The following is a 17,529-nucleotide window of genomic DNA, read 5'->3' on the forward strand; positions in this document are numbered from 1 at the left end:
TTCCGTTGGATGAAAAAATCTTCGCCGACGTCAGACCGGAGTATGGTCGGAGTGAAGTCGTGTTCCGCAGCGGACTGGCCTTAGCGACTGGCCTTTCGACCTTATGAGCTGTCTCAGCTCTGTCTTTGATATGTAACGTTGACGAAACTCGGCGATATCGGCCTTCGATATTCGCCAATGAGGTTTCGGTTTCATAGTCGCGAAATCGCAAGGTATGCGAACGTCTGAGTACTGGTCAGACTCTGGTGGAAAGCCGCCACATAAGTGATATGATACTGGCTTCGCTGACCCATGGGAGGTGGGAATGCGTGCTTTTGTACTCACCCTCGCGATCGGATTGCTATCGGCTTTAAGCGCGGTGGCAGCAGAGCCCCTGATATTCCACACTGCGCATTTCGACGACGACACTGTGGTCAATCTTGGTCTCGTCAGTAATCATGCGACTGAGCGAGCTGGATACGATTACGACGTCGTAATATCGCTTTCACAAGGTGACGCTACGGGCGGTTCTGTCTACATTGATCCTGGAAAGCATCGAGCACTCGTGAAATGTAGCGATCCCGCCAAGGTGTCCGTCCGAGGCATTGATTACGCGGTGCGCAGATCGGACGCGGGAGGGGATGACTGGAAGGGCGATCTTTGGAGGGCGGTCTGCATGCCCCCTGTCTCGTAGCCTGAGTTGTCCTCGGCCTGATTGAGACCCGCTTCACGACGCAAATACCAAACATCTATCGGAAGCCGACGTCCCGGCAGCGGCACGGAGCTTTGGGGTATCCAGAGGGCGGATGGAACTGGATTTTGCAGCCGGATCATCACTGCAGACGAGACGACAAGTGGTGCGTCGAGTGATTTAGCCAAGGTTTCCAGTCGCTGCGCGACGTTTACAGCATCGCCGATCACCGTGAACTCGCTGTGGCATCCGCTATCCAGTACCCCGCCGACGACCGTGCCGTAGTGCAGGCCGATGCCCGCGTTGAGGGCAGGGTAGCCGTTCAACATGCTGTGGTTCTTCCAATCGCTAAGTGCATCGACGAGGTCGAGAGCGCATGCCAGGGCCCGGTCTGCGTCGTCCTCTGTCGGGGTAGGTTGTCCGAAGACCGCCATCACCCCGTCCCCGATGAACTTGTCGACGGTCCCCCCGTGTTGGAAGATGGTCCCGGAAACGAGGTGGCGGTATTCCGCCAGCACCAGGGCCAGTTCCCGCGCAGGCGCTGTCTCGGCAAAACTCGTAAAATCTCGCAGGTCGACGAACATGATCGCGGCATTGCGACGTTCAAGGTCAAGGTTTGAGCTGCCTTCCTGGAGGTCCGCGACCACAAGCGGCGAGAAGAAGCGCGAAAGGTTGAGACGCCGCTTGTCGGCTTTCAATGCCTCCTTTCGGGTCCGGTCGTGATCCCTCGCAAGCAGATAGATGGCGAAGGCTGTAAAGCCGAAGCTTACCGTGAGACCCAGGTCCTGGTTAAAGAATGCCGCAAGCAGCGACATTGCGTCGGCTGTATGATGTCTGGCGGCTGTGATCGCCAGCATGGCTACCCAGGAAACCAGGACAATGCCCGAGAAGACAAGGACGAGCCGACGGTCTTGCTTCAGGCCGACATGGTTGAGCAGAATGAACGCCACCACCAGACTGGTCGTCGTCAGGTTGTGGTTTTTCGTAACCGGTCCGCCAAGAATGTGGGCGTACAGAATGAGGGCGACCAGCAGCGCGTCGAGAGCTACAAAGACCGTCTTGAGCCAGGAGAGGCCAGGCAGGAACCGCGCGGTCGCCACGGAAGCGATGCTGATGACGAGATAGCTGACGACGACGAGGAAATGGGTCCCTTCGGCACCATCGCTGCCGCCAAGCAACAGGTTGGCGAGCAGGATGGCGAAGGCGACAAACCGCAAAAGGATTGAACGGATTTCCCGTGCAGTGTCCCAATGGGCGCTAAGTGAAGACGTCATGGCTGTCGCTTGAGGCGGGTGTGTTTCGAAGACCTACCTGTCGGCCGAGCCCGCTTGTCTCGGTTACCGTAAAGGAGCGTGGGACGCGGCCATGCGAAGGGCTGCGTCCCTGATAATATCGGCTTACTTGACCTCGGTGACAGTCAGCTTGCCCTCGACGCGCTCGGCGACGAATTCGATGCTCGCGCCCTCCTTGAGCTTCTCAAGCAGGGCGTCGTCCTTGACGCGGAACACCATCGTCATGGCAGGCATTTCGAGGGACTTGAGTTCCTCGTGGATCAGCGTGACCTTCTTCGCCTTGGCGTCGACCTTCTTGACGGTGCCCTTGGTGAATTCGGCAGCGAAAACCCCGGAAGCAAGCGCGAGTGCGAGAACCGTCGCAGAAGCGACCTTGATGGATGATTTCATGTCCATTTCTCCTTGTATCGGATTACTTCTTGGCTACGGTCACGTCACCATGCATCCCGGCGTCGTAGTGACCGGGAACCAGGCAGGCGATCTTGAACGTGCCGTCGTTGGTGAACTTCCAGACGATCTCGCCGGACTTGCCAGCGGCCAAACGGATCGCGTTCGGGTCGTCGTGTTCCATCTCGGGGAACTTCTCCATCACGGCTTTGTGCTCCATGATCTTGTCTTCCTGGTCGAGGACGAACTCGTGGTCCAGCTCGCCAGCGTTCTTGATGGAGAAGACGATGGTCTGACCTTTGCGGACCTTGAACGTGTTCGGCGTGAAGATCATCTTGCCATCGTCCGTCTCCTTCATCGAAACCCGGATGGTCTGGGTGGCTTGCGCCTTCTTGCCAGGCTCGCCGACAGCCATGGCTTCACCGTGACCGCCGGCGTGTGAACCGGAGGCAAGGGCCGGAGACGCGAGCGCCGCGAGGAACAGTGCGATAATTGCAGTCTTCATGTTTCAGTCCTTTGGTTGGTTGGGAGATGAGATCAGCCGTGCTTCATGGGTTTGGCCGTGATCTGGGTTTTGGCATCCTTGGCCTTGGTTGTGTCGGGAAGCTCGCCCGTCCACTCCCAGGCCTGCGTACCGGGCGGGTTTTCGTACCAGCCGGGATCGGTGTAATCGTCGGCCGCGATCCCCTCGCGGACCTTGACGACGGAGAACATGCCGCCCATCTCGATGGGGCCGTGGGGACCCCATCCGGTCATCATCGGCACGGTGTTCTCCGGAATTTCCATTTCCATCTCGCCCATGTCGGCCATGCCAGCGGTCCCCATCGGCATGTATTCGGGGCGGAGTTTCCTGATCTTTTCCGCGACTTGTTTCTTGTCGACACCGATGAATGTCGGGACGTCATGTCCCATGGCGTTCATCGTATGGTGCGACTTATGGCAATGGATCGCCCAGTCACCGACGTATTTGGCGTCGAACTCGTAGGCCCGCATCGCGCCGACCGGGATGTCGATGCTGACTTCCGGCCAGCGGGCTTCCGGCCTTACCCAGCCCCCGTCCGTGCAGGTGACCTCGAAGTCATAGCCGTGCATGTGGATCGGATGGTTGGTCATGGTGAGATTACCCACCCTGACCCTGACCCTGTCATCCTTGGAGACCACAAGCGGGCTGATGTCTGGGAAGATGCGGCTGTTCCAGGCCCAGAGGTTGAAGTCCGTCATTTCCATGATGCGCGGAACGTAGGTGCCGGGATCGATGTCATAGGCGCTGAGCAGGAACACGAAGTCCCGGTCCACCGGCATGAACTTCTCGTCCTTCGGATGGATGATGAACATGCCCATCATCCCCATGGCCATCTGGACCATCTCGTCGGAATGCGGGTGGTACATGAAGGTCCCCGACTTCACGAGGTCGAACTCGTAGACGAAGGTCTTACCGACGGGGATGTGGGGCTGCGACAGGCCGCCGACCCCATCCATGCCGGACGGCAAGATCATGCCGTGCCAGTGGATGGTCGTATGTTCCGGCAGCTTGTTGGTCACAAAGATGCGAACGCGGTCGCCTTCGACCGCCTCGATGGTCGGGCCCGGGGACTGGCCGTTGTAGCCCCAGAGGTGTGCTGTCATGCCCTCGGCCATCTCACGCTCGACAGGCTCGGCGACAAGGTGGAATTCCTTGACGCCGTTGTTCATCCGATGCGGTAGCGTCCATCCGTTCAGAGTTACGACCGGGGTGTAATTCGGTCCCGATGAGGGCCGAACTGGAGTCTGCGTGTCGGCGGTTTCCATGATGGCAGCCTCAGGCAGCCCCATGTTGGAGGTCTTCGCCCAGGCGGCGGTCGAAACCAGGGCCGCACCTGCGCCGAGCATCTGTCTTCTATTGAACATGTCTTTGTCCTTTCCTAGTGACCGCCGCCGCCGCTTTCGGCAGCCGCTGCGACTTCCGTTTCACCACCCGCTGCTCCCGCGCCACCGCCGTAAATGGCAGGCGCGAGATTGGCTTCGGCCAACCAGAAATCGCGTTTTGCGTTGACGGCCAGGAGGATCGAGTTGACCTTCTCTCGGCTGTCGGCGAGCAGTTCGAACGTATTGGTGATCATGCCGTTGTATGTGAGGAGGGATTCTTCCTCGATCTTGGTCCGCAACGGTACGACGCTGTTGCGGTAGTGTCGGGCGATGTCGTAGTTCGATCGGTAGGCCTGGTAGGCGGACCGCGCCTCGGAACGAACGTTCACGGCCTTTTCCGCGAGCAGGTTGGCGGCCCGCATGTAGGCCAGCTCCGATTTCCGCATCCGGGCCTTGCCGCTGTCGAAGATCGGGATCACGAACTCCAGCGCGACGTTGCCGGTCGTGTCGACGTTCTTCTCGCCATCCTCCAGTTCCCGTTCTGCCTCGAACCCCGTCAGGATTTCGAGATCGGTGACGTAGCGTGTCGCTTCCGTGAGGTTGTACGACTTGGCGGTGGCGTCGAGATCGAGCTTGGCCATCTGCAGGTCAACGCGACGTTGAAGGGCTTCCGCCTCGATCAGGTCTCGCTTGATCAGACCCTTCGGGAGCTGTGCCAGGCGATTGGGAATCTGGTAGTCGGTGTCCGATCCCCACAACCCCATCAGCCGCGTCAGTTCTTCTTTCGCGAGGCGGGCCTCAAGGCGGGCCTTTGCGGTCTGCCCCGCCAATTCCGCATAGAATACGTGCTCGCGGGCCTGGCCGCCCTTGGTCATCGCACCCGTTTCGCCGAGCTTTTGCGCAAGCTCCGAGGCCGCATCTGCCGTCGCCTGTGCCTGGTTGAGCTGGGCGACCGTTTCCCAGGAGGCAACGGCGTTGATCCATGCCCGCCGGGTATCGGCTGCGAGTTGCAAGGTCTGCAGGGCCGCATTGAGCTGGGCCTTGCGGAATTCGGTATCGGCAATGCCCACGTTCCGTTTGTGTGTGGCGAGGGCCAGGATGTTGGTGGCGATCACACCTTCGACGGTCTTGAACGCCTCCAATCCCGGCGTGCCAATTCCAATCAACCCCACCTCGACCGTCGGGTTCACCAGCATGGTGGACTTCCAGGCGTCGGCAGCCGAGTCACCGAGATCGGCATAGGCTGCCTGTAGACCCTTGTTGTTGAGGAGGGCGACCTGCACCGCTGTCTCGACGTCGACGTCTTTCTTCGCCAGCAACGTCTTTACCCGACCCGAGACGGCCTGGGCATCGTGGCGATTCTGAATCCAGACCGTGTCTTTTCCAGTCGCTTCTGCGGTTTTGTTGGATACGGACGAAAATCCGGAGTTCTTCTGGGAATACTCTGCTGCCGAGACGCATCCACCGAGAATAAGCGGGAGCGCGACGGTCGCCGCGAGCTTGAGTTTCGTTACGTTCATGACGCGCCTCCGTCAGGAGCCTGCGCGTCGTTCTGGTTTCGCCACGGTTTGGGATCGACCGGGACGCGGTGCGTGTAGCCCGAAACGGGGCTTTGATAGCGGACCGGGCGAACGCCGACCGGCAGGTCGGCAAGATCGCCCGAAGCAATGACTTCAGGAGGCAACGTGGCAGCGCAACCGCTCGCGAACAGCGGCAAGGCAACCACCAGAAATATAGGTTTCATGGTGTAATCCGAATAGGAGATGGCAGCGGCGCAGCGGGCAATCACGCCCACCTACGCACGTTCAGACCCGCAAGGACGGGCGTGTCCTATTCAGATATTAGGGGGGCGATGCAGCGGCACGAGTTCGCCGACGACACGATTGTCGTCGATGAAATTGCGGATGGAACCCATCACGACGGGGCCGCCGTCCACATCGGCGGTCGCGATAATCGCAAAACTCACGCAGAAGTCTTTGCAGCACTCCGTCTTCGCAATTTTCTGCATCTCATCCGGAGAGGCGCTTTCGTCTCCATGGACGTGGTCGCCGTTTGTCATCTCGTGGTGGTCGTCAACAGCCGTCGATGTCGCTATCGACCCATGCATCGCTGCCGAAGCGGCGGGCAATGAGTATCCAGCCAGTGATGCAATGATCGCCAACCGAAGCAGAACCAGCATTTTTGCCAATGTGATTCGATACATACCCATGCCCGAGGACTACCATCAGCCCGGAAGTTGTCAATTACGCACTTCATCTAGCCGATGATTCGCGACGATTATATGGCGTTGCACAAAGATCCATGCCTCCGATGCACCAATTAAGAAACCTTGTAGAGCTTCCAACCATGGCAAGGTCGACAGGGCTCTAAAGGGGGAGTGTGGAATTTATGGGAGATATGCGGGTTATATTCAGTGAGTAACTTAACGGCCTATATCGGGCTTTTCCTGGTCGCCTTCGGGGCAGCGACGATTTTGCCATTTCAGTCCGAGCCCGTGCTCATTGGACTCCTAGCTTCGGGCAAATTCCCTGTGCAACGTAGGTCATCCGTTTTCGTGCGCTGCTCGTGTTGATCAGGGTGATGACCACCGTGGCCGTGAAAAAGGTGCATCAAAGGACACGCCAACAGCAGCAGGTAGGGAGCCAGACCGAGAGCGTGCGCCCAGTGTTCCCGCAGCACGAAGAAGGCCACGATCACACCGAGGGATGCCACGAGCAATGCCCATTTGCGTTCCCACTTCATATCCGCACACCTCTCAATCTGAGTGCATTCCCGATCACGCTGACGGAGGACAGCGCCATGGCCGCTGCGGCAATGATCGGTGACAGGAGAAGCCCGAAGGCCGGATACAGGACGCCTGCTGCAACCGGCACTCCCGCCGCATTGTAGATGAAGGCGAAGAACAGGTTCTGCCGGATGTTCTTCATCGTGGCATGGCTCAACTGCCGTGCCCGGACGATGCCCTGAAGGTCGCCCTTGAGCAGAGTGACCCCTGCGCTTTCAATGGCCACGTCCGTTCCCGTTCCCATCGCAATGCCGACATCGGCGGCGGCAAGGGCAGGGGCGTCGTTAACCCCGTCCCCGGCCATTGCGACGATCCGGCCTTCCTTGCGCAGGCGTGCGACGATCTCGCTTTTGTGCTCCGGCAGGATTTCCGCCTCGACTTCCGTGATCCCCAGCTTCCGTGCGACAGCATTGGCGGTCGTCTGGTTATCTCCCGTGAGCATGACGACCCGGACACTTTCCTTCAACAACGCTTGGACAGCGGCGGGTGTCGTTGCCTTGATGGGATCGGAGATGGCGAAAAGACCGGCGACGTGGCCGTCGATGGCGGTAAAGATAACGGTTGCCCCATCACCACGAAGAACTTCCGCCTGGTCGGTGAGGGACGAAACGTCCACGTTCTCCTCAGCCATTATGCGGTGGCTTCCGATAATAACCTTGCAGCCCTCGACTGTCCCGGTAACCCCCTTGCCTACGGGGCTGTCGAAGTCTTCGGCAGTGCTGAGCGCCACACCGCGTTCGTTGGCGGCATCGACGATTGCGGCCGCAAGTGGATGCTCGCTCGCCCGTTCCAACGTCGCGGCAACCCGCAACAGTTCGGATTCCGTCACCCCGTCTGTCGTCGCAATTGATGTGACCTTGGGCTTGCCTTCAGTCAGAGTTCCCGTCTTGTCGACCACCAGCGTGTCGATTTTCTCGAAGCGCTCCAGCGCTTCGGCGTTCTTGATCAAAACGCCAAGCTGTGCGCCCCGTCCTACGCCAACCATGATCGACATCGGAGTGGCAAGACCAAGGGCGCACGGGCAGGCGATGATGAGCACCGCGACTGCGGCAACAAGCCCATGGGCGAAACGTGGCTCCGGTCCAAACGCCATCCACGTAGCGAATGCGATGACGGCTATTGCGATGACCACGGGGACAAACCAGCCAGAGACTTCGTCCGCCAGTCGCTGGATAGGGGCGCGGGAGCGTTGGGCGTCCGCGACCATGCGCACGATCCGCGATAGCATGGTATCGCGTCCCACTTTTCCGGCTTCCATGACGAAACCGCCCGTCTGGTTCATCGTGCCGCCTATGAGGTTGCCACCGACCTCCTTGGTGATGGGCATCGACTCTCCTGTGATCATCGATTCATCAATCGAGCTGCGACCTTCGACGAGCGTGCCATCGACCGGCACCTTCTCGCCAGGGCGAACGCGGAGCCGGTCACCAACCGCAACGGCTTCGAGCGCGATGTCCTCGTCGGTTCCATCGCTGCGGATGCGGCGGGCCGTCTTCGGTGCAAGGTCCAACAATGCGCGGATTGCGCCTCCGGTCTGTTCGCGGGCTTGCAATTCCAGGACCTGTCCGAGCAGAACAAGCACCGTGATGACGGCGGCGGCCTCGAAATAGACCGCCACCGATCCTCCGCCGGACTGGAACGTTGCAGGGAAAAGGCCGGGTGCCACTGTCGCCACAACGCTGTAGACCCAAGCAACGCCCGTGCCCATCGCTATCAAGGTGAACATGTTGAGGTGACGCGTGACGATTGACCGCCACGCCCGTTCGAAGAAAGGAGCGCCTGCCCACAAGACCACAGGCGTGGCGAAGACAAGCTGCAGCCAGTTCGATGTTTGCGCACCGAGCAACATATGGAGGTTGGTGAGGTGACCACCCATTTCCAAGGCAAGCACTGGCACCGTCAGGACCAGCCCGATCCAGAACCTGCGTCTCATGTCGAGCAGTTCGGGGCTCGGCCCGGTTTCGGCTGTAATCACTTCCGGTTCGAGCGCCATCCCGCAGATTGGGCAGTTCCCCGGTCCAATCTGCCTCACCTGTGGGTGCATGGGGCAGGTGTATATCACGCCCGCGGCCTGATCGGTGACCGCGCTCTTTTCGGCTGCCAATGCGGCCTGAGCATCGTGCCCGTGATGATGGTGGTGGTCATGACCTTTATGGTCCTTTTGATCGTCCATTGGATTAACTCCGTGATGGTTCGTCTCTTGTCCGGACGCTTCCCCAGCCTAGTCCAAGACTTCGCAAGGAGACGCGGTGCGGCGGCGTCGGCAATTGCGCCGAAATGATCGCCGTGCAGGTATCGCAGGCAACAACCGATCATTCCGCCGTTGAGCGAAGTGTTCAAATAATGGATCGGGGAGGGCCGAGTGCAGGTCGAGAGCTGAGGCCGGTGATCGGCCGCTGACGATCAAGATATCTCTGAGCACCAGAATACAGGTGAAAAACAACAGCGTTCGAAGCCGGGAGAATGACGTTGCACAGGCTGCACACGCTCTTGCAGCAAGCCTTCTGCTCTCCAGGGTGGAGATCACCCGGTCGAGCTACGTCGCCCTTCGACGTTTCGGTATGCGCAACTTGAGCGAAGTCGTTATCGCACAGGACGGGAGCAGCCTCGGCCATCGGCGCGACGAGGAACATAATTGCGACCAAAACGGCCAGCAACTCTCTTCCGCCTCTTCGAATGGTTTGGCTTACGGCGATCATGTTTTCGCTCGATCCTTATCCCTATAATCAAGCATAGTGCCGTGTGGTTGCAAGAGTTGCGTTGACCCTGATCAAACGTGAGACCTTTCCGGGCCGCAAAGTCGAAGCTCCGGTTGCTGGGATGGACTGGGAGGACCAGCCCCCGGGAGCATGGAAGGAAGTGTGCGGTGACCGCAAACGCGAAAAAATTGGCGAACCTCATGCTCGTGACGCCCGCTTTGATCACGGTTATCTCTGTGGCGGCGGCGCAAACCGTCCCGATGGGCAACGTCACACAAAGACAGGACGGCATGAAGGCGATGGCAAACGCCGCCAAAACCATCAACGCCATGTTCAGGGACTCGTCGGCATATGATGCAAAGACGTTTAAGGCAGCGGCCGAAACCGTCCGGGCTCTTTCGGGAGTTGCTCTGTCGGCGCTTTTCGAGGGCCCTGTCACAACGCCAGGCTCGAAAGCCAGCGCAAGCATCGAAACCGAGCGCCAACAGTTCGACAAGCTGGCAAACGATCTTGGCGTCTACGCGTCCGCGCTTTCTGCCGCAGCTGACCGAAATCCCGACACACTCGGCCCCGGAACGCGGATGCAGGGGGGCGAGGCCATGATGGGCGGCCCCCTGGCAAGGAAGATTGATGCCGCCCGAGAAGCGGAATCAATGCCCGCCGAACATGCCTTTCATCTGATGCTCCAAACGTGCACATCGTGCCACGCCAAGTTCCGAATCGAGGTTAAGTAGGGGGAGTCGCAACCGTTACTCGCCGTCGTAGGACGCCGCTAGAAGGCGAAGACGATTGAGCGCGGTGGCTTGAGAGCCACATCTTTTCGGATTGGAAATTTTCAACTTTCATTTTGCGGCTGTTTTTGTTGCCGTGGGAAATTTGAGGCTGCTTTTCACATGTGTGCATGAAGATCAAGATGGGAAAGTTCCATAAATTGGCGTTATCCCACGAAGTATGTCTTTTCAGACACTTAAGCTATTTGACCAACCTGTCGCCGGTTCGATTCCTATTCAAGGCGCCCCAACCTTGATGTGTCGTGGGTTTGCCACCTGAAGGAAAAGGATGGTTTTAACTTCTAAGGTAATGGTTCGCCAAATTCCCCCTAACTCTCCTAGCAAGATTGTTTTCCATGAAATGGCCCAACATGTCTTTGCTTATTGTCATGTTTCATTTGAGGTATAAAATACGTCAACTGGCGCTTGCAGCGTCCCATGAGGAACGCAAAGTGAACGTCACCGTATCCAACAAAATTTTGATTCTTGAGGATGAGCCGCTCATTGCGATTGATCTCGACTACATGCTTGAGAATGCCGGCTTTAAAACAAGGGTTTGTGTATCCCGTGCCGAGGCGATGGATTGGCTCGCCGAGCAAACCCCGCTCGTCGCGCTTCTCGACATCCAGTTGAAGGACGGATCGTGTACGGCTGTAGCCTCACTTCTGCATGACCGCGGTGTTCCATTTATCGTTACTTCCGGTGTGATGAAGGATTCTGCCCCAGAAATTTTCTCGAATGGAACTTGGCTCTCGAAGCCCAGCGATGACGATTCCGTCCGAAACGCCATAAGCCAGGCTATAGAACCGCTGGAGTTCAGCGAAACTTGGAAGCGCGAGGCATGATCCAGTCAGACAGACAGCAGTGGTGCCAGAGGAGCGTCTCCTTGGGGAAATTTCGAAGAGGCCAAGACATTGGCCAGCCGTCCTGAAGAAGAGCGGGTTGCAGCAGACAGAAAGAAGCCGACGTGTGGAGACAAGCGCGGCTCAAAAAGCAGGTCGGCGCTGAAGATTCTGTCTGCTGACGGCGCCGGGCCGCCCTGAATTGTCGTCCCCACGGCGTGACCCATGCGCTAAATAGCGACCTCGACATTCCCTCCTCGGTGGGGCAAGTTAACGGTCTGCATGCTGGCGATCGGCAATCAAATGATGAAACGCGTCCTACTGGCAACGACCGTCACGTTCGTCGCCGTGTTTCTAATTTATTGGCTCACGAGCTAACCGACGGCGTCGAGCCCGATTTTGCCGCTGGCCAGTCGCTTGAGCTTGGCCTCTTCGTTGGCGAGCCGCTGTTCCGCGCATACCGTTTTCATCTCGGTTGTGGGGCAGGTCGTTTATGCCACAGTATCGACGATCGACGCACGCTTGGCGCGGGGGTAGAAGGCCTCGCGGTGGCCGTGCATTCCAGTATCCTCGCCACAGTTTTCACAGGCCTGGCCTTGCGGGTTGGTCCATAGCCCATTCCAACGCACGAGCAATTTCTCGACGATCGCGTTAAATGCTCTCACCACTGACATCCGCGAGGCCGGCCTTGCCGCAGCCAGATCGGCTTCTAGACTGCTCTGCGGCTCTCTCGGATAGAATTTTCCCTGGTCCAGTGAAACGATTGTCAGCGGTGATAGCATGACCTTCTCCTCCGGTTGATGGGAGGAGTATCGACGTTGCAGGGCGTTTTGGTCCTTTAAAGGCTTCCAAAAAGTTCCAAATCAGCCTTCCGGCAGGCCGAGTAGTTTTAGCGCCGCCAGGATCGGTGCAAGCCGCGATGGGTCCATTCCCGGCTGGCCGGCACGGATGCGGGAGATCGTGACGCCCGGGGAAATCCGCCTCAAGTCGTCCAGACAACGTGCGGCCTCGTCCATCCGCCCCAGACGGGCATTGGCGGTCACAAGCATCCAATAGATGGGGTCAAAGCGCGGATTGCTGGCAAGCGCCCGTCCGGCCCACAGCAACGCCTCCTCATCCTCACCGAGTTGGATATGTACATGTGCAATGCCGCATAGCGGTAGGTGCGCGCCGTTCTCTCCGGGGCTGAGGCAATTGGCGCGATGGAATAGCTTGAGTGCGGTCTGAAGATCGCCGCAATGCAGATGACCGACACCTGCGCGGGCGACGACCATGAGGTTGTTCGGATTGGCCTCGACCGCGGCATTCAGCACACGTATCGCCCAGTCATATTCCCGCGTCGTCTGCAAGAGCGCGATCCCGCAATGTGCCATCACCATGGCATCGCCACGCGCATGCTCCAAAGCGCGTCGCACGTAAAGATTGCACATCTCGCGGTCGTCCGAGCCGAGCGCAGGCCATCCCATCGCCGTTCTGTGTTCCAGCGCCCAGGCAGCATGGGACAGAAGAAGAGCATTATCGGGTTCATGGGCGAGCCCTTCCTGAAGCAAAGCATATGCCTCAGCGTTGCCGGCCTCGCTTTCGCTGGTGATTCCATCGAGAGCCCTGAGATAGATATCGTAGGCTGCCACGCTATCCGGGCGCTCCCGCCTTGCCCGCTCCATCTCTGCCTGCTGCACGTGGGGCTCGATCACACCAACGACATTTTCGGTGATGCGGTCCTGGAAATCGAAAATGTCATCAAGTATGCCGTCATATGTCTGCGCCCAAAGATGCCTGCCTTCCGGCACTTCGACAAGCTGGGCGATGATTCGAATGCGGTTTCCAACCTTGCGGATGCTGCCTCCCAGAAGGTACCGCACGCCAAGATCGCCAGCACCGGCTGCCTTCTCAGGCTCAGGCGAAACATCGATCGATTGCGGCAGCCGAATCACGGCAAAGCTACGAAAGCGACTGAGACCGGCAATGATATCGGCAGAAATGCCCGCGGCAAAATAGTCCTGTTCTGGATCGGCGCTAAGGTTCCGAAACGATGCTAAGGCAAGACGCGGGATTGCGGCATGCGTCTCGCCGGAAATTTCTTGGCTGGAGAGAAGGCGGTATCCGATGCGCGGCACGGTCATGATGAACTCGCCGCCTGCCCCTAGGCCCACGATGGCCTTGCGCAAGGCGGCGATCTGCACAGTGAGATTGCCCTCCTCAACAGTCGCGTTGCCCCAAGCTGCGGCCATCAACGCGTCCTTGGTGACAACCTCTCCCTTTGCCTCCACCAGTGCCTTGAGGAGCGCTGTTCCCTTCTGGCCAAGAGCGGCCGCCGAGCTGCCGCGCAGCAGAATACTGCGATCGGCCGCAAGCGTGAACGTTCCGAATGTATGCTCCGTCCGCTCCATGCAGTCACTATATGCTCTGGCGAGACACTTGAATATGCGCCGTATGGGGCAGGCATCCCCAACGCGCTATAGAGACCAATTTGCCGCAAAACGGCTGATGCATTCGAGCGCCGACCGGGAAGAGGAGGGCACGGTATGGACCCTCAGCGACAACCAGAAACCACAGGAGGACGGTGAGGGTTTACGCGAACACACCCAAGAGGCTTGCGCTGGGTTCGTAAGAAGCTCCGTTGAGACTTGGCCGATGATTTCGGCCGACTTAATGAGCGACACAAACGGGTTGTCGCGCGATCAGAATGTGGCGGCAATAGCCGATGGTCTCCTTTTCGCCCGCATTCCGGACGTTGCAATGGCTTTCGAGTTTGCCGAAAGCTGCCGTTTGCCTGGTGCCTTTTTATTCAACAACGGAAGTTTTTTCCGTGCGCTGATCTTCCTAACCAATCTCTTCGGCTAGCGGGGCTGATGCTGCTGGCGATGGCGGGGTCCATTGGGGTGTGGCAGGCGCCGGGCGTGGTCAATGACTGGCGGGTGGCGAGCGATCCCGTCACGGTACCCGACGCGAAGATCACCGATGGAGAATGCCATGCGCGGCGGGTGATGTTCGTCGATTGCTCGGCCCATGTCGCCTATGAAATCGAAGGCAAGAGCGTGGAGCACGATATCGACTTGATGTTCGTGAATTTCCACACGGGCGATTATGAGGTCGATGTGGTGCGTTCGGCATCGTAGCCCAATCGAGCGGCGTTGTCGCTAGGACTGGACATGCTGTGGAACCGCACGCTCGTTGACAGTGCCTTCATGCTGGGGATCGCGGCAGCAGGAATTGGCCTCTTTGCGAGGGGCGCCAAGAGTGATCGCAGTCGCCGGTTGGCGCGGCGGGAAACCACGCTGGATCTCCGGGAAGTCAAAGTGGCTCAAATCAGCCCGGTCTTGGGGGGCAAGTATGTGCAGTTCCAATATGGCGCCGACCGCAAGGGCAAGCCGTTGCTGGCGATGTCGTTCTTTGGCGGGAAGAAAGAGCCCTATTGGCTCGATGGGCAGCGCGGAATAGCGCTGGCGGCGCTGCCGGAAGGGGCGAGCATACCGGTACTGCTCGACGCAGACCTGAAGCGGCTCGATGTCTCGCCGCCGGAGATTGCGACGATTGCGGCACGGTTGAAAGGGATGGTGGCGGGGGCTTGAGGAAGGGGCCGTCAAACAGGTATTCAAAGCACCGAAGCTCGTAATACGAGACGGATGCACTTGGCATTAGTTGAGAGCGTTCAGTTCACAATCGGACCCTGAGGAGTTCACGCCATGGCCATGTTTGAAAAGAAGATGGCTGCGGCAGGTGGGGCTGGTTCTGGCGACGTCGACTCTGGATATGCCTGGGGGCGGCTGGTACTCACGCTCATTCTCGGCACCGTTGCCTGCGTCGGCAATTGGTCCGTCGTCGTGCTTCTTCCAACCCTGCAAGTTGAGTTCGACACGGTGCGTGGCGGAGCCTCGCTTCCTTATACCTGCACGATGCTTGGCTTTGCCTTTGGCGGGGTGGTGATGGGTCGTCTGGCCGATCGGGTCGGCATCGTTGTGCCGGTGCTGATCGGGGCGTTCTTGCTTTGCATTGGCTACATCATGGCCGCCCTTACCACCAACATCTGGCAATTCGCCGCCTGTTCAGCTGTAATCGGCCTTGGGTCAGCTGCCGGCTTCGCGCCGCTGATATCCGACCTCTCTCTTTGGTTTAGCAAGCACCGGGCGCTCGCAGTCGCCTTTGCGGCTTCGGGCAGCTATCTTTCCGGCGCGGTTTGGCCGATGGCTATCGAGCATTTTCAGACGACCCAGGGCTGGCGTGCGACCCATGTCGGAATCGGCATTTTCATCCCACTGGTGATGGTGCCCATCGGTCTGCTATTGAAGCGGCGCCTACAGACCCTCACCTATGTCCAAGCCGAGGCGGTAACCGAAGCAGCACGCAACGAACTGGGTCTAAGCCCGAACGCGTTGCAAGTCGTCCTCGTCGTCGCCGGCTTTGCGTGCTGCATGGCAATGTCAATGCCGCAGGTCCATATCGTCGCCTATTGCGGGGATCTCGGCTACGGTGTGGCGGTGGGTACGCAGATCATCGCCTTGATGCTTGGACTGGGTGTGGTCAGCCGATTGGCGTCCGGGGCGGTCGCCGACCGGATCGGTGCCGGCCCGATGTTGATCCTCGGTTCCTCAATGCAGGCAGCAGCGCTGCTGCTATATCTGTTTTTCAACAGCAAGTCGTCGCTCTACGTGATCTCCGGCCTGTTCGGGCTATTCCAAGGCGGCATAGTTCCGATGTATGCCGTGATTATTCGTAAATATTTGCCGCCACGTGAGGCAGGTATCAGGATTAGCCTGGTGTTGATGGCGACCGTACTTGGCATGGCTTGTGGGGGCTTAGCCGCTGGTTACATTTTCGATGCCACCGGCTCCTACCGCCTGGCCTTCCTGCATGGCTTCCTTTGGAACTGCGTCAACCTTGCTTTGGTGAGCTGGTTGATCCTATGGCCCAGGCTGCGTCGGAGGCAGCAAGCGATGGCGACGTGAACAGGGGCATTTCTCGCCCCGCAACAATGCTCTCGATTCACCGCGTAACTCGCTAACCAAAGATCAGGGGATGAGCGCCTTCTCGTGGGGCGAAGAGACGCCCTGGTGGCGATCGGATCAGGGCAAAAACTATCTTCGGCTCTGCCACAGCGACGGACAGAACAAGCGGAACGTACGTGAGATAAGCCAGCGCTGGCGTAGGCCGCATTAGCGCGTGACGTGATCCTGTCACGACATTCCAAATCAGGCTAAGACAGGTCGGAAATTTCACGCCAACATTCACTTTTGATGGCGCGTCATGGCCGACATGGCCTATAGGAGCTGCCACCACCAAGGCTTGGCCCTGGTCCCGTCCCCGCCGCTCCAAGTCTCGATATCTTGCAAGCACCAGGGAAACCGTCGCACACTATGTTTGCTTGCAGGAAGAAATAGTGACTACAACCGAGAGCTTACCGTCCGACATCTATGCCATTGCCGACGTCCATGGACGCGCCGATCTTCTTGAGGTCATGCTTGGATACATCGCGGCTGCCTCGAGTGATCATCAATCCAAGCCGGTCGTGATCTTCCTAGGCGATCTGATCGACCGCGGCCCTTACAGTCCAAAGGTGCTCGATCAGGTCTGTTCGACACTCGACCTTTATCCGGGTTCTCGGCTGATCCTTGGCAACCATGATTTTTACCTGCGTGAGCTCCTTCGTGGCGCTCTCACCCATGAGGACGCCGTCAACTGGATGGACTGGGGAGGCGTCGCAACGGTGAGCGCATATTCCAATCGCCCGGTGCCTGATTTCGAGAACATCGCCGCAGATATCCGCCGCGTCTTCCCCCACCATGTGGACTTGCTGGAGAACGCGCTGACCTTCAAGGAGATCGGGCGCTTTTGCTTTGTTCACGCTGGAATACGTCCCGGCGTTCAGCTTGCTTATCAAAGCGAATACGACTTGCGCTGGATCAGGGCGGGCTTCCTCGACCACATGGACGTCTTTGGCCACGTCGTTTTGCACGGTCACACGATCACGAAGTCGCTGCGGCCCGAAGTCTACGCGAATCGCATAGCTTTGGATACCGGAGCATATCGAACTGGCCGGCTGAGCGCCGCCGTAATCAGGCGCGATGAGCTTTCACATTTCGTATGCACCGAACTCACCGAGACCGGTGCCATCCAGGTCGGCGAGTGGCGGCCTGACTGATCGACAAGAGAAGGAGATCGAGTTTCAATGGTTTCCATAGTGGGGCGTTACGCCACAAAATCTCAGATAAGTCGGAAGGCTATTTAGATCATAAAGGCGT

The 17,529-nt window shown here is 58.6% G+C and carries 18 protein-coding genes and 2 pseudogenes; 8 read left to right on the forward strand and 12 right to left on the reverse strand.

The genetic code is table 11. The annotated features are described in order from the left end of the window. Positions 1–588 precede the first annotated feature (588 nt). From J2Z75_RS18685 to J2Z75_RS18715, 7 genes are all read right to left on the reverse strand, one after another. Positions 589–1,944, reverse strand: a complete 1,356-nt coding sequence (locus J2Z75_RS18685) for an adenylate/guanylate cyclase domain-containing protein (protein ID WP_209854253.1) — start codon at positions 1,942–1,944, stop codon at positions 589–591. Positions 1,945–2,067: 123 nt separating this feature from the next. Then, entirely contained in the window at positions 2,068–2,352 is a 285-nt protein-coding gene (locus tag J2Z75_RS18690; protein WP_209854254.1) for a copper-binding protein, read from the reverse strand. A gap of 22 nt (positions 2,353–2,374) precedes the next feature. Beyond that, on the reverse strand, positions 2,375–2,854 hold the full coding sequence (locus tag J2Z75_RS18695; RefSeq protein ID WP_115113918.1) for a cupredoxin domain-containing protein: 480 nt from the start codon (positions 2,852–2,854) through the stop codon (positions 2,375–2,377). Between the two features lie 32 nt (positions 2,855–2,886). Then, complete coding sequence (locus tag J2Z75_RS18700) at positions 2,887–4,236, reverse strand: multicopper oxidase family protein (protein WP_209854255.1); 1,350 nt, start codon at positions 4,234–4,236, stop codon at positions 2,887–2,889. Between the two features lie 14 nt (positions 4,237–4,250). Further along, complete coding sequence (locus tag J2Z75_RS18705) at positions 4,251–5,714, reverse strand: TolC family protein (protein WP_209854256.1); 1,464 nt, start codon at positions 5,712–5,714, stop codon at positions 4,251–4,253. Continuing rightward, complete coding sequence (locus J2Z75_RS18710) at positions 5,711–5,938, reverse strand: hypothetical protein (RefSeq protein ID WP_209854257.1); 228 nt, start codon at positions 5,936–5,938, stop codon at positions 5,711–5,713. The genes J2Z75_RS18705 and J2Z75_RS18710 overlap by 4 nt, the downstream gene beginning before the upstream one ends. Before the next feature lie 90 nt (positions 5,939–6,028). Next, positions 6,029–6,373, reverse strand: a complete 345-nt coding sequence (locus tag J2Z75_RS18715; protein WP_407692785.1) for a hypothetical protein — start codon at positions 6,371–6,373, stop codon at positions 6,029–6,031. A gap of 234 nt (positions 6,374–6,607) precedes the next feature. Here J2Z75_RS18715 and J2Z75_RS29275 point away from each other — a divergent pair. Continuing rightward, positions 6,608–6,721 (forward strand): annotated as a pseudogene (locus J2Z75_RS29275) (DedA family protein); the annotation flags it as partial. Between the two features lie 11 nt (positions 6,722–6,732). Here J2Z75_RS29275 and J2Z75_RS18720 read toward each other — a convergent pair. The 3 genes and pseudogenes from J2Z75_RS18720 to J2Z75_RS18730 all read right to left on the reverse strand — a co-directional run. Next, positions 6,733–6,936: pseudogene (locus J2Z75_RS18720) on the reverse strand (DUF2933 domain-containing protein); the annotation flags it as partial. Then, positions 6,933–9,152, reverse strand: coding sequence for a copper-transporting P-type ATPase (locus J2Z75_RS18725; protein ID WP_209854260.1), 2,220 nt, complete (start codon positions 9,150–9,152; stop codon positions 6,933–6,935). The gene J2Z75_RS18725 and the pseudogene J2Z75_RS18720, both read right to left, overlap by 4 nt. A 163-nt stretch (positions 9,153–9,315) precedes the next feature. Continuing rightward, on the reverse strand, positions 9,316–9,678 hold the full coding sequence (locus tag J2Z75_RS18730; protein ID WP_234937415.1) for a hypothetical protein: 363 nt from the start codon (positions 9,676–9,678) through the stop codon (positions 9,316–9,318). 200 nt (positions 9,679–9,878) lie between these two features. Here J2Z75_RS18730 and J2Z75_RS18735 point away from each other — a divergent pair, with 200 nt between their 5' ends. Beyond that, the gene (locus J2Z75_RS18735; RefSeq protein WP_209854335.1) at positions 9,879–10,412 is read left to right on the forward strand and encodes a c-type cytochrome; all 534 of its coding nucleotides are present in this window, start codon (positions 9,879–9,881) and stop codon (positions 10,410–10,412) included. 392 nt (positions 10,413–10,804) lie between these two features. Further along, on the forward strand, positions 10,805–11,293 hold the full coding sequence (locus J2Z75_RS18740) for a response regulator (protein WP_209854261.1): 489 nt from the start codon (positions 10,805–10,807) through the stop codon (positions 11,291–11,293). Between the two features lie 488 nt (positions 11,294–11,781). Here J2Z75_RS18740 and J2Z75_RS18745 read toward each other — a convergent pair whose 3' ends face one another. Together J2Z75_RS18745 and J2Z75_RS18750 are read right to left on the reverse strand one after the other, a co-directional pair. Further along, positions 11,782–12,072: a hypothetical protein gene (locus J2Z75_RS18745; RefSeq protein WP_209854262.1), complete on the reverse strand. Its 291-nt coding sequence runs from the start codon at positions 12,070–12,072 to the stop codon at positions 11,782–11,784. A gap of 81 nt (positions 12,073–12,153) precedes the next feature. Then, the gene (locus tag J2Z75_RS18750) at positions 12,154–13,680 is read right to left on the reverse strand and encodes a winged helix-turn-helix domain-containing tetratricopeptide repeat protein (RefSeq protein ID WP_209854263.1); all 1,527 of its coding nucleotides are present in this window, start codon (positions 13,678–13,680) and stop codon (positions 12,154–12,156) included. A gap of 28 nt (positions 13,681–13,708) precedes the next feature. Here J2Z75_RS18750 and J2Z75_RS18755 point away from each other — a divergent pair, with 28 nt between their 5' ends. From J2Z75_RS18755 to J2Z75_RS18775, 5 genes are all read left to right on the forward strand, one after another. Beyond that, a complete protein-coding gene (locus J2Z75_RS18755) occupies positions 13,709–14,134 on the forward strand; it encodes a hypothetical protein (RefSeq protein ID WP_209854264.1) in 426 nt (141 codons plus the stop codon). Positions 14,135–14,142: 8 nt separating this feature from the next. Continuing rightward, the gene (locus J2Z75_RS18760; protein WP_209854265.1) at positions 14,143–14,409 is read left to right on the forward strand and encodes a hypothetical protein; all 267 of its coding nucleotides are present in this window, start codon (positions 14,143–14,145) and stop codon (positions 14,407–14,409) included. 33 nt (positions 14,410–14,442) lie between these two features. Then, positions 14,443–14,862 (forward strand): hypothetical protein, encoded by a 420-nt coding sequence (locus J2Z75_RS18765; RefSeq protein WP_209854266.1) that lies wholly within the window; start codon positions 14,443–14,445, stop codon positions 14,860–14,862. 120 nt (positions 14,863–14,982) lie between these two features. Next, positions 14,983–16,236, forward strand: a complete 1,254-nt coding sequence (locus tag J2Z75_RS18770) for an MFS transporter (RefSeq protein ID WP_209854336.1) — start codon at positions 14,983–14,985, stop codon at positions 16,234–16,236. A 431-nt stretch (positions 16,237–16,667) separates the two neighbouring features. Beyond that, positions 16,668–17,429 (forward strand): metallophosphoesterase, encoded by a 762-nt coding sequence (locus J2Z75_RS18775; protein WP_209854267.1) that lies wholly within the window; start codon positions 16,668–16,670, stop codon positions 17,427–17,429. Positions 17,430–17,529 lie beyond the last annotated feature (100 nt).

Source organism: Rhizobium herbae (genome assembly GCF_017873135.1).
GTDB classification, from domain to species: Bacteria; Pseudomonadota; Alphaproteobacteria; order Rhizobiales; family Rhizobiaceae; genus Pararhizobium; species Pararhizobium herbae.

Excerpts from the sequence above, each read along its gene's own strand:
- J2Z75_RS18685 (WP_209854253.1), bottom strand. The coding sequence starts at position 1,944 with ATGACGTCTTCACTTAGCGCCCATTGGGACACTGCACGGGAAATCCGT.
- J2Z75_RS18690 (WP_209854254.1), bottom strand. The coding sequence starts at position 2,352 with ATGAAATCATCCATCAAGGTCGCTTCTGCGACGGTTCTCGCACTCGCG.
- J2Z75_RS18695 (WP_115113918.1), bottom strand. The coding sequence starts at position 2,854 with ATGAAGACTGCAATTATCGCACTGTTCCTCGCGGCGCTCGCGTCTCCG.
- J2Z75_RS18700 (WP_209854255.1), bottom strand. The coding sequence starts at position 4,236 with ATGTTCAATAGAAGACAGATGCTCGGCGCAGGTGCGGCCCTGGTTTCG.
- J2Z75_RS18705 (WP_209854256.1), bottom strand. The coding sequence starts at position 5,714 with ATGAACGTAACGAAACTCAAGCTCGCGGCGACCGTCGCGCTCCCGCTT.
- J2Z75_RS18710 (WP_209854257.1), bottom strand. The coding sequence starts at position 5,938 with ATGAAACCTATATTTCTGGTGGTTGCCTTGCCGCTGTTCGCGAGCGGT.
- J2Z75_RS18715 (WP_407692785.1), bottom strand. The coding sequence starts at position 6,373 with ATGCTGGTTCTGCTTCGGTTGGCGATCATTGCATCACTGGCTGGATAC.
- J2Z75_RS18725 (WP_209854260.1), bottom strand. The coding sequence starts at position 9,152 with ATGGACGATCAAAAGGACCATAAAGGTCATGACCACCACCATCATCAC.
- J2Z75_RS18730 (WP_234937415.1), bottom strand. The coding sequence starts at position 9,678 with ATGATCGCCGTAAGCCAAACCATTCGAAGAGGCGGAAGAGAGTTGCTG.
- J2Z75_RS18735 (WP_209854335.1), top strand. The coding sequence starts at position 9,879 with ATGCTCGTGACGCCCGCTTTGATCACGGTTATCTCTGTGGCGGCGGCG.
- J2Z75_RS18740 (WP_209854261.1), top strand. The coding sequence starts at position 10,805 with ATGAAATGGCCCAACATGTCTTTGCTTATTGTCATGTTTCATTTGAGG.
- J2Z75_RS18745 (WP_209854262.1), bottom strand. The coding sequence starts at position 12,072 with ATGCTATCACCGCTGACAATCGTTTCACTGGACCAGGGAAAATTCTAT.
- J2Z75_RS18750 (WP_209854263.1), bottom strand. The coding sequence starts at position 13,680 with ATGGAGCGGACGGAGCATACATTCGGAACGTTCACGCTTGCGGCCGAT.
- J2Z75_RS18760 (WP_209854265.1), top strand. The coding sequence starts at position 14,143 with ATGCTGCTGGCGATGGCGGGGTCCATTGGGGTGTGGCAGGCGCCGGGC.
- J2Z75_RS18765 (WP_209854266.1), top strand. The coding sequence starts at position 14,443 with ATGCTGTGGAACCGCACGCTCGTTGACAGTGCCTTCATGCTGGGGATC.
- J2Z75_RS18770 (WP_209854336.1), top strand. The coding sequence starts at position 14,983 with ATGTTTGAAAAGAAGATGGCTGCGGCAGGTGGGGCTGGTTCTGGCGAC.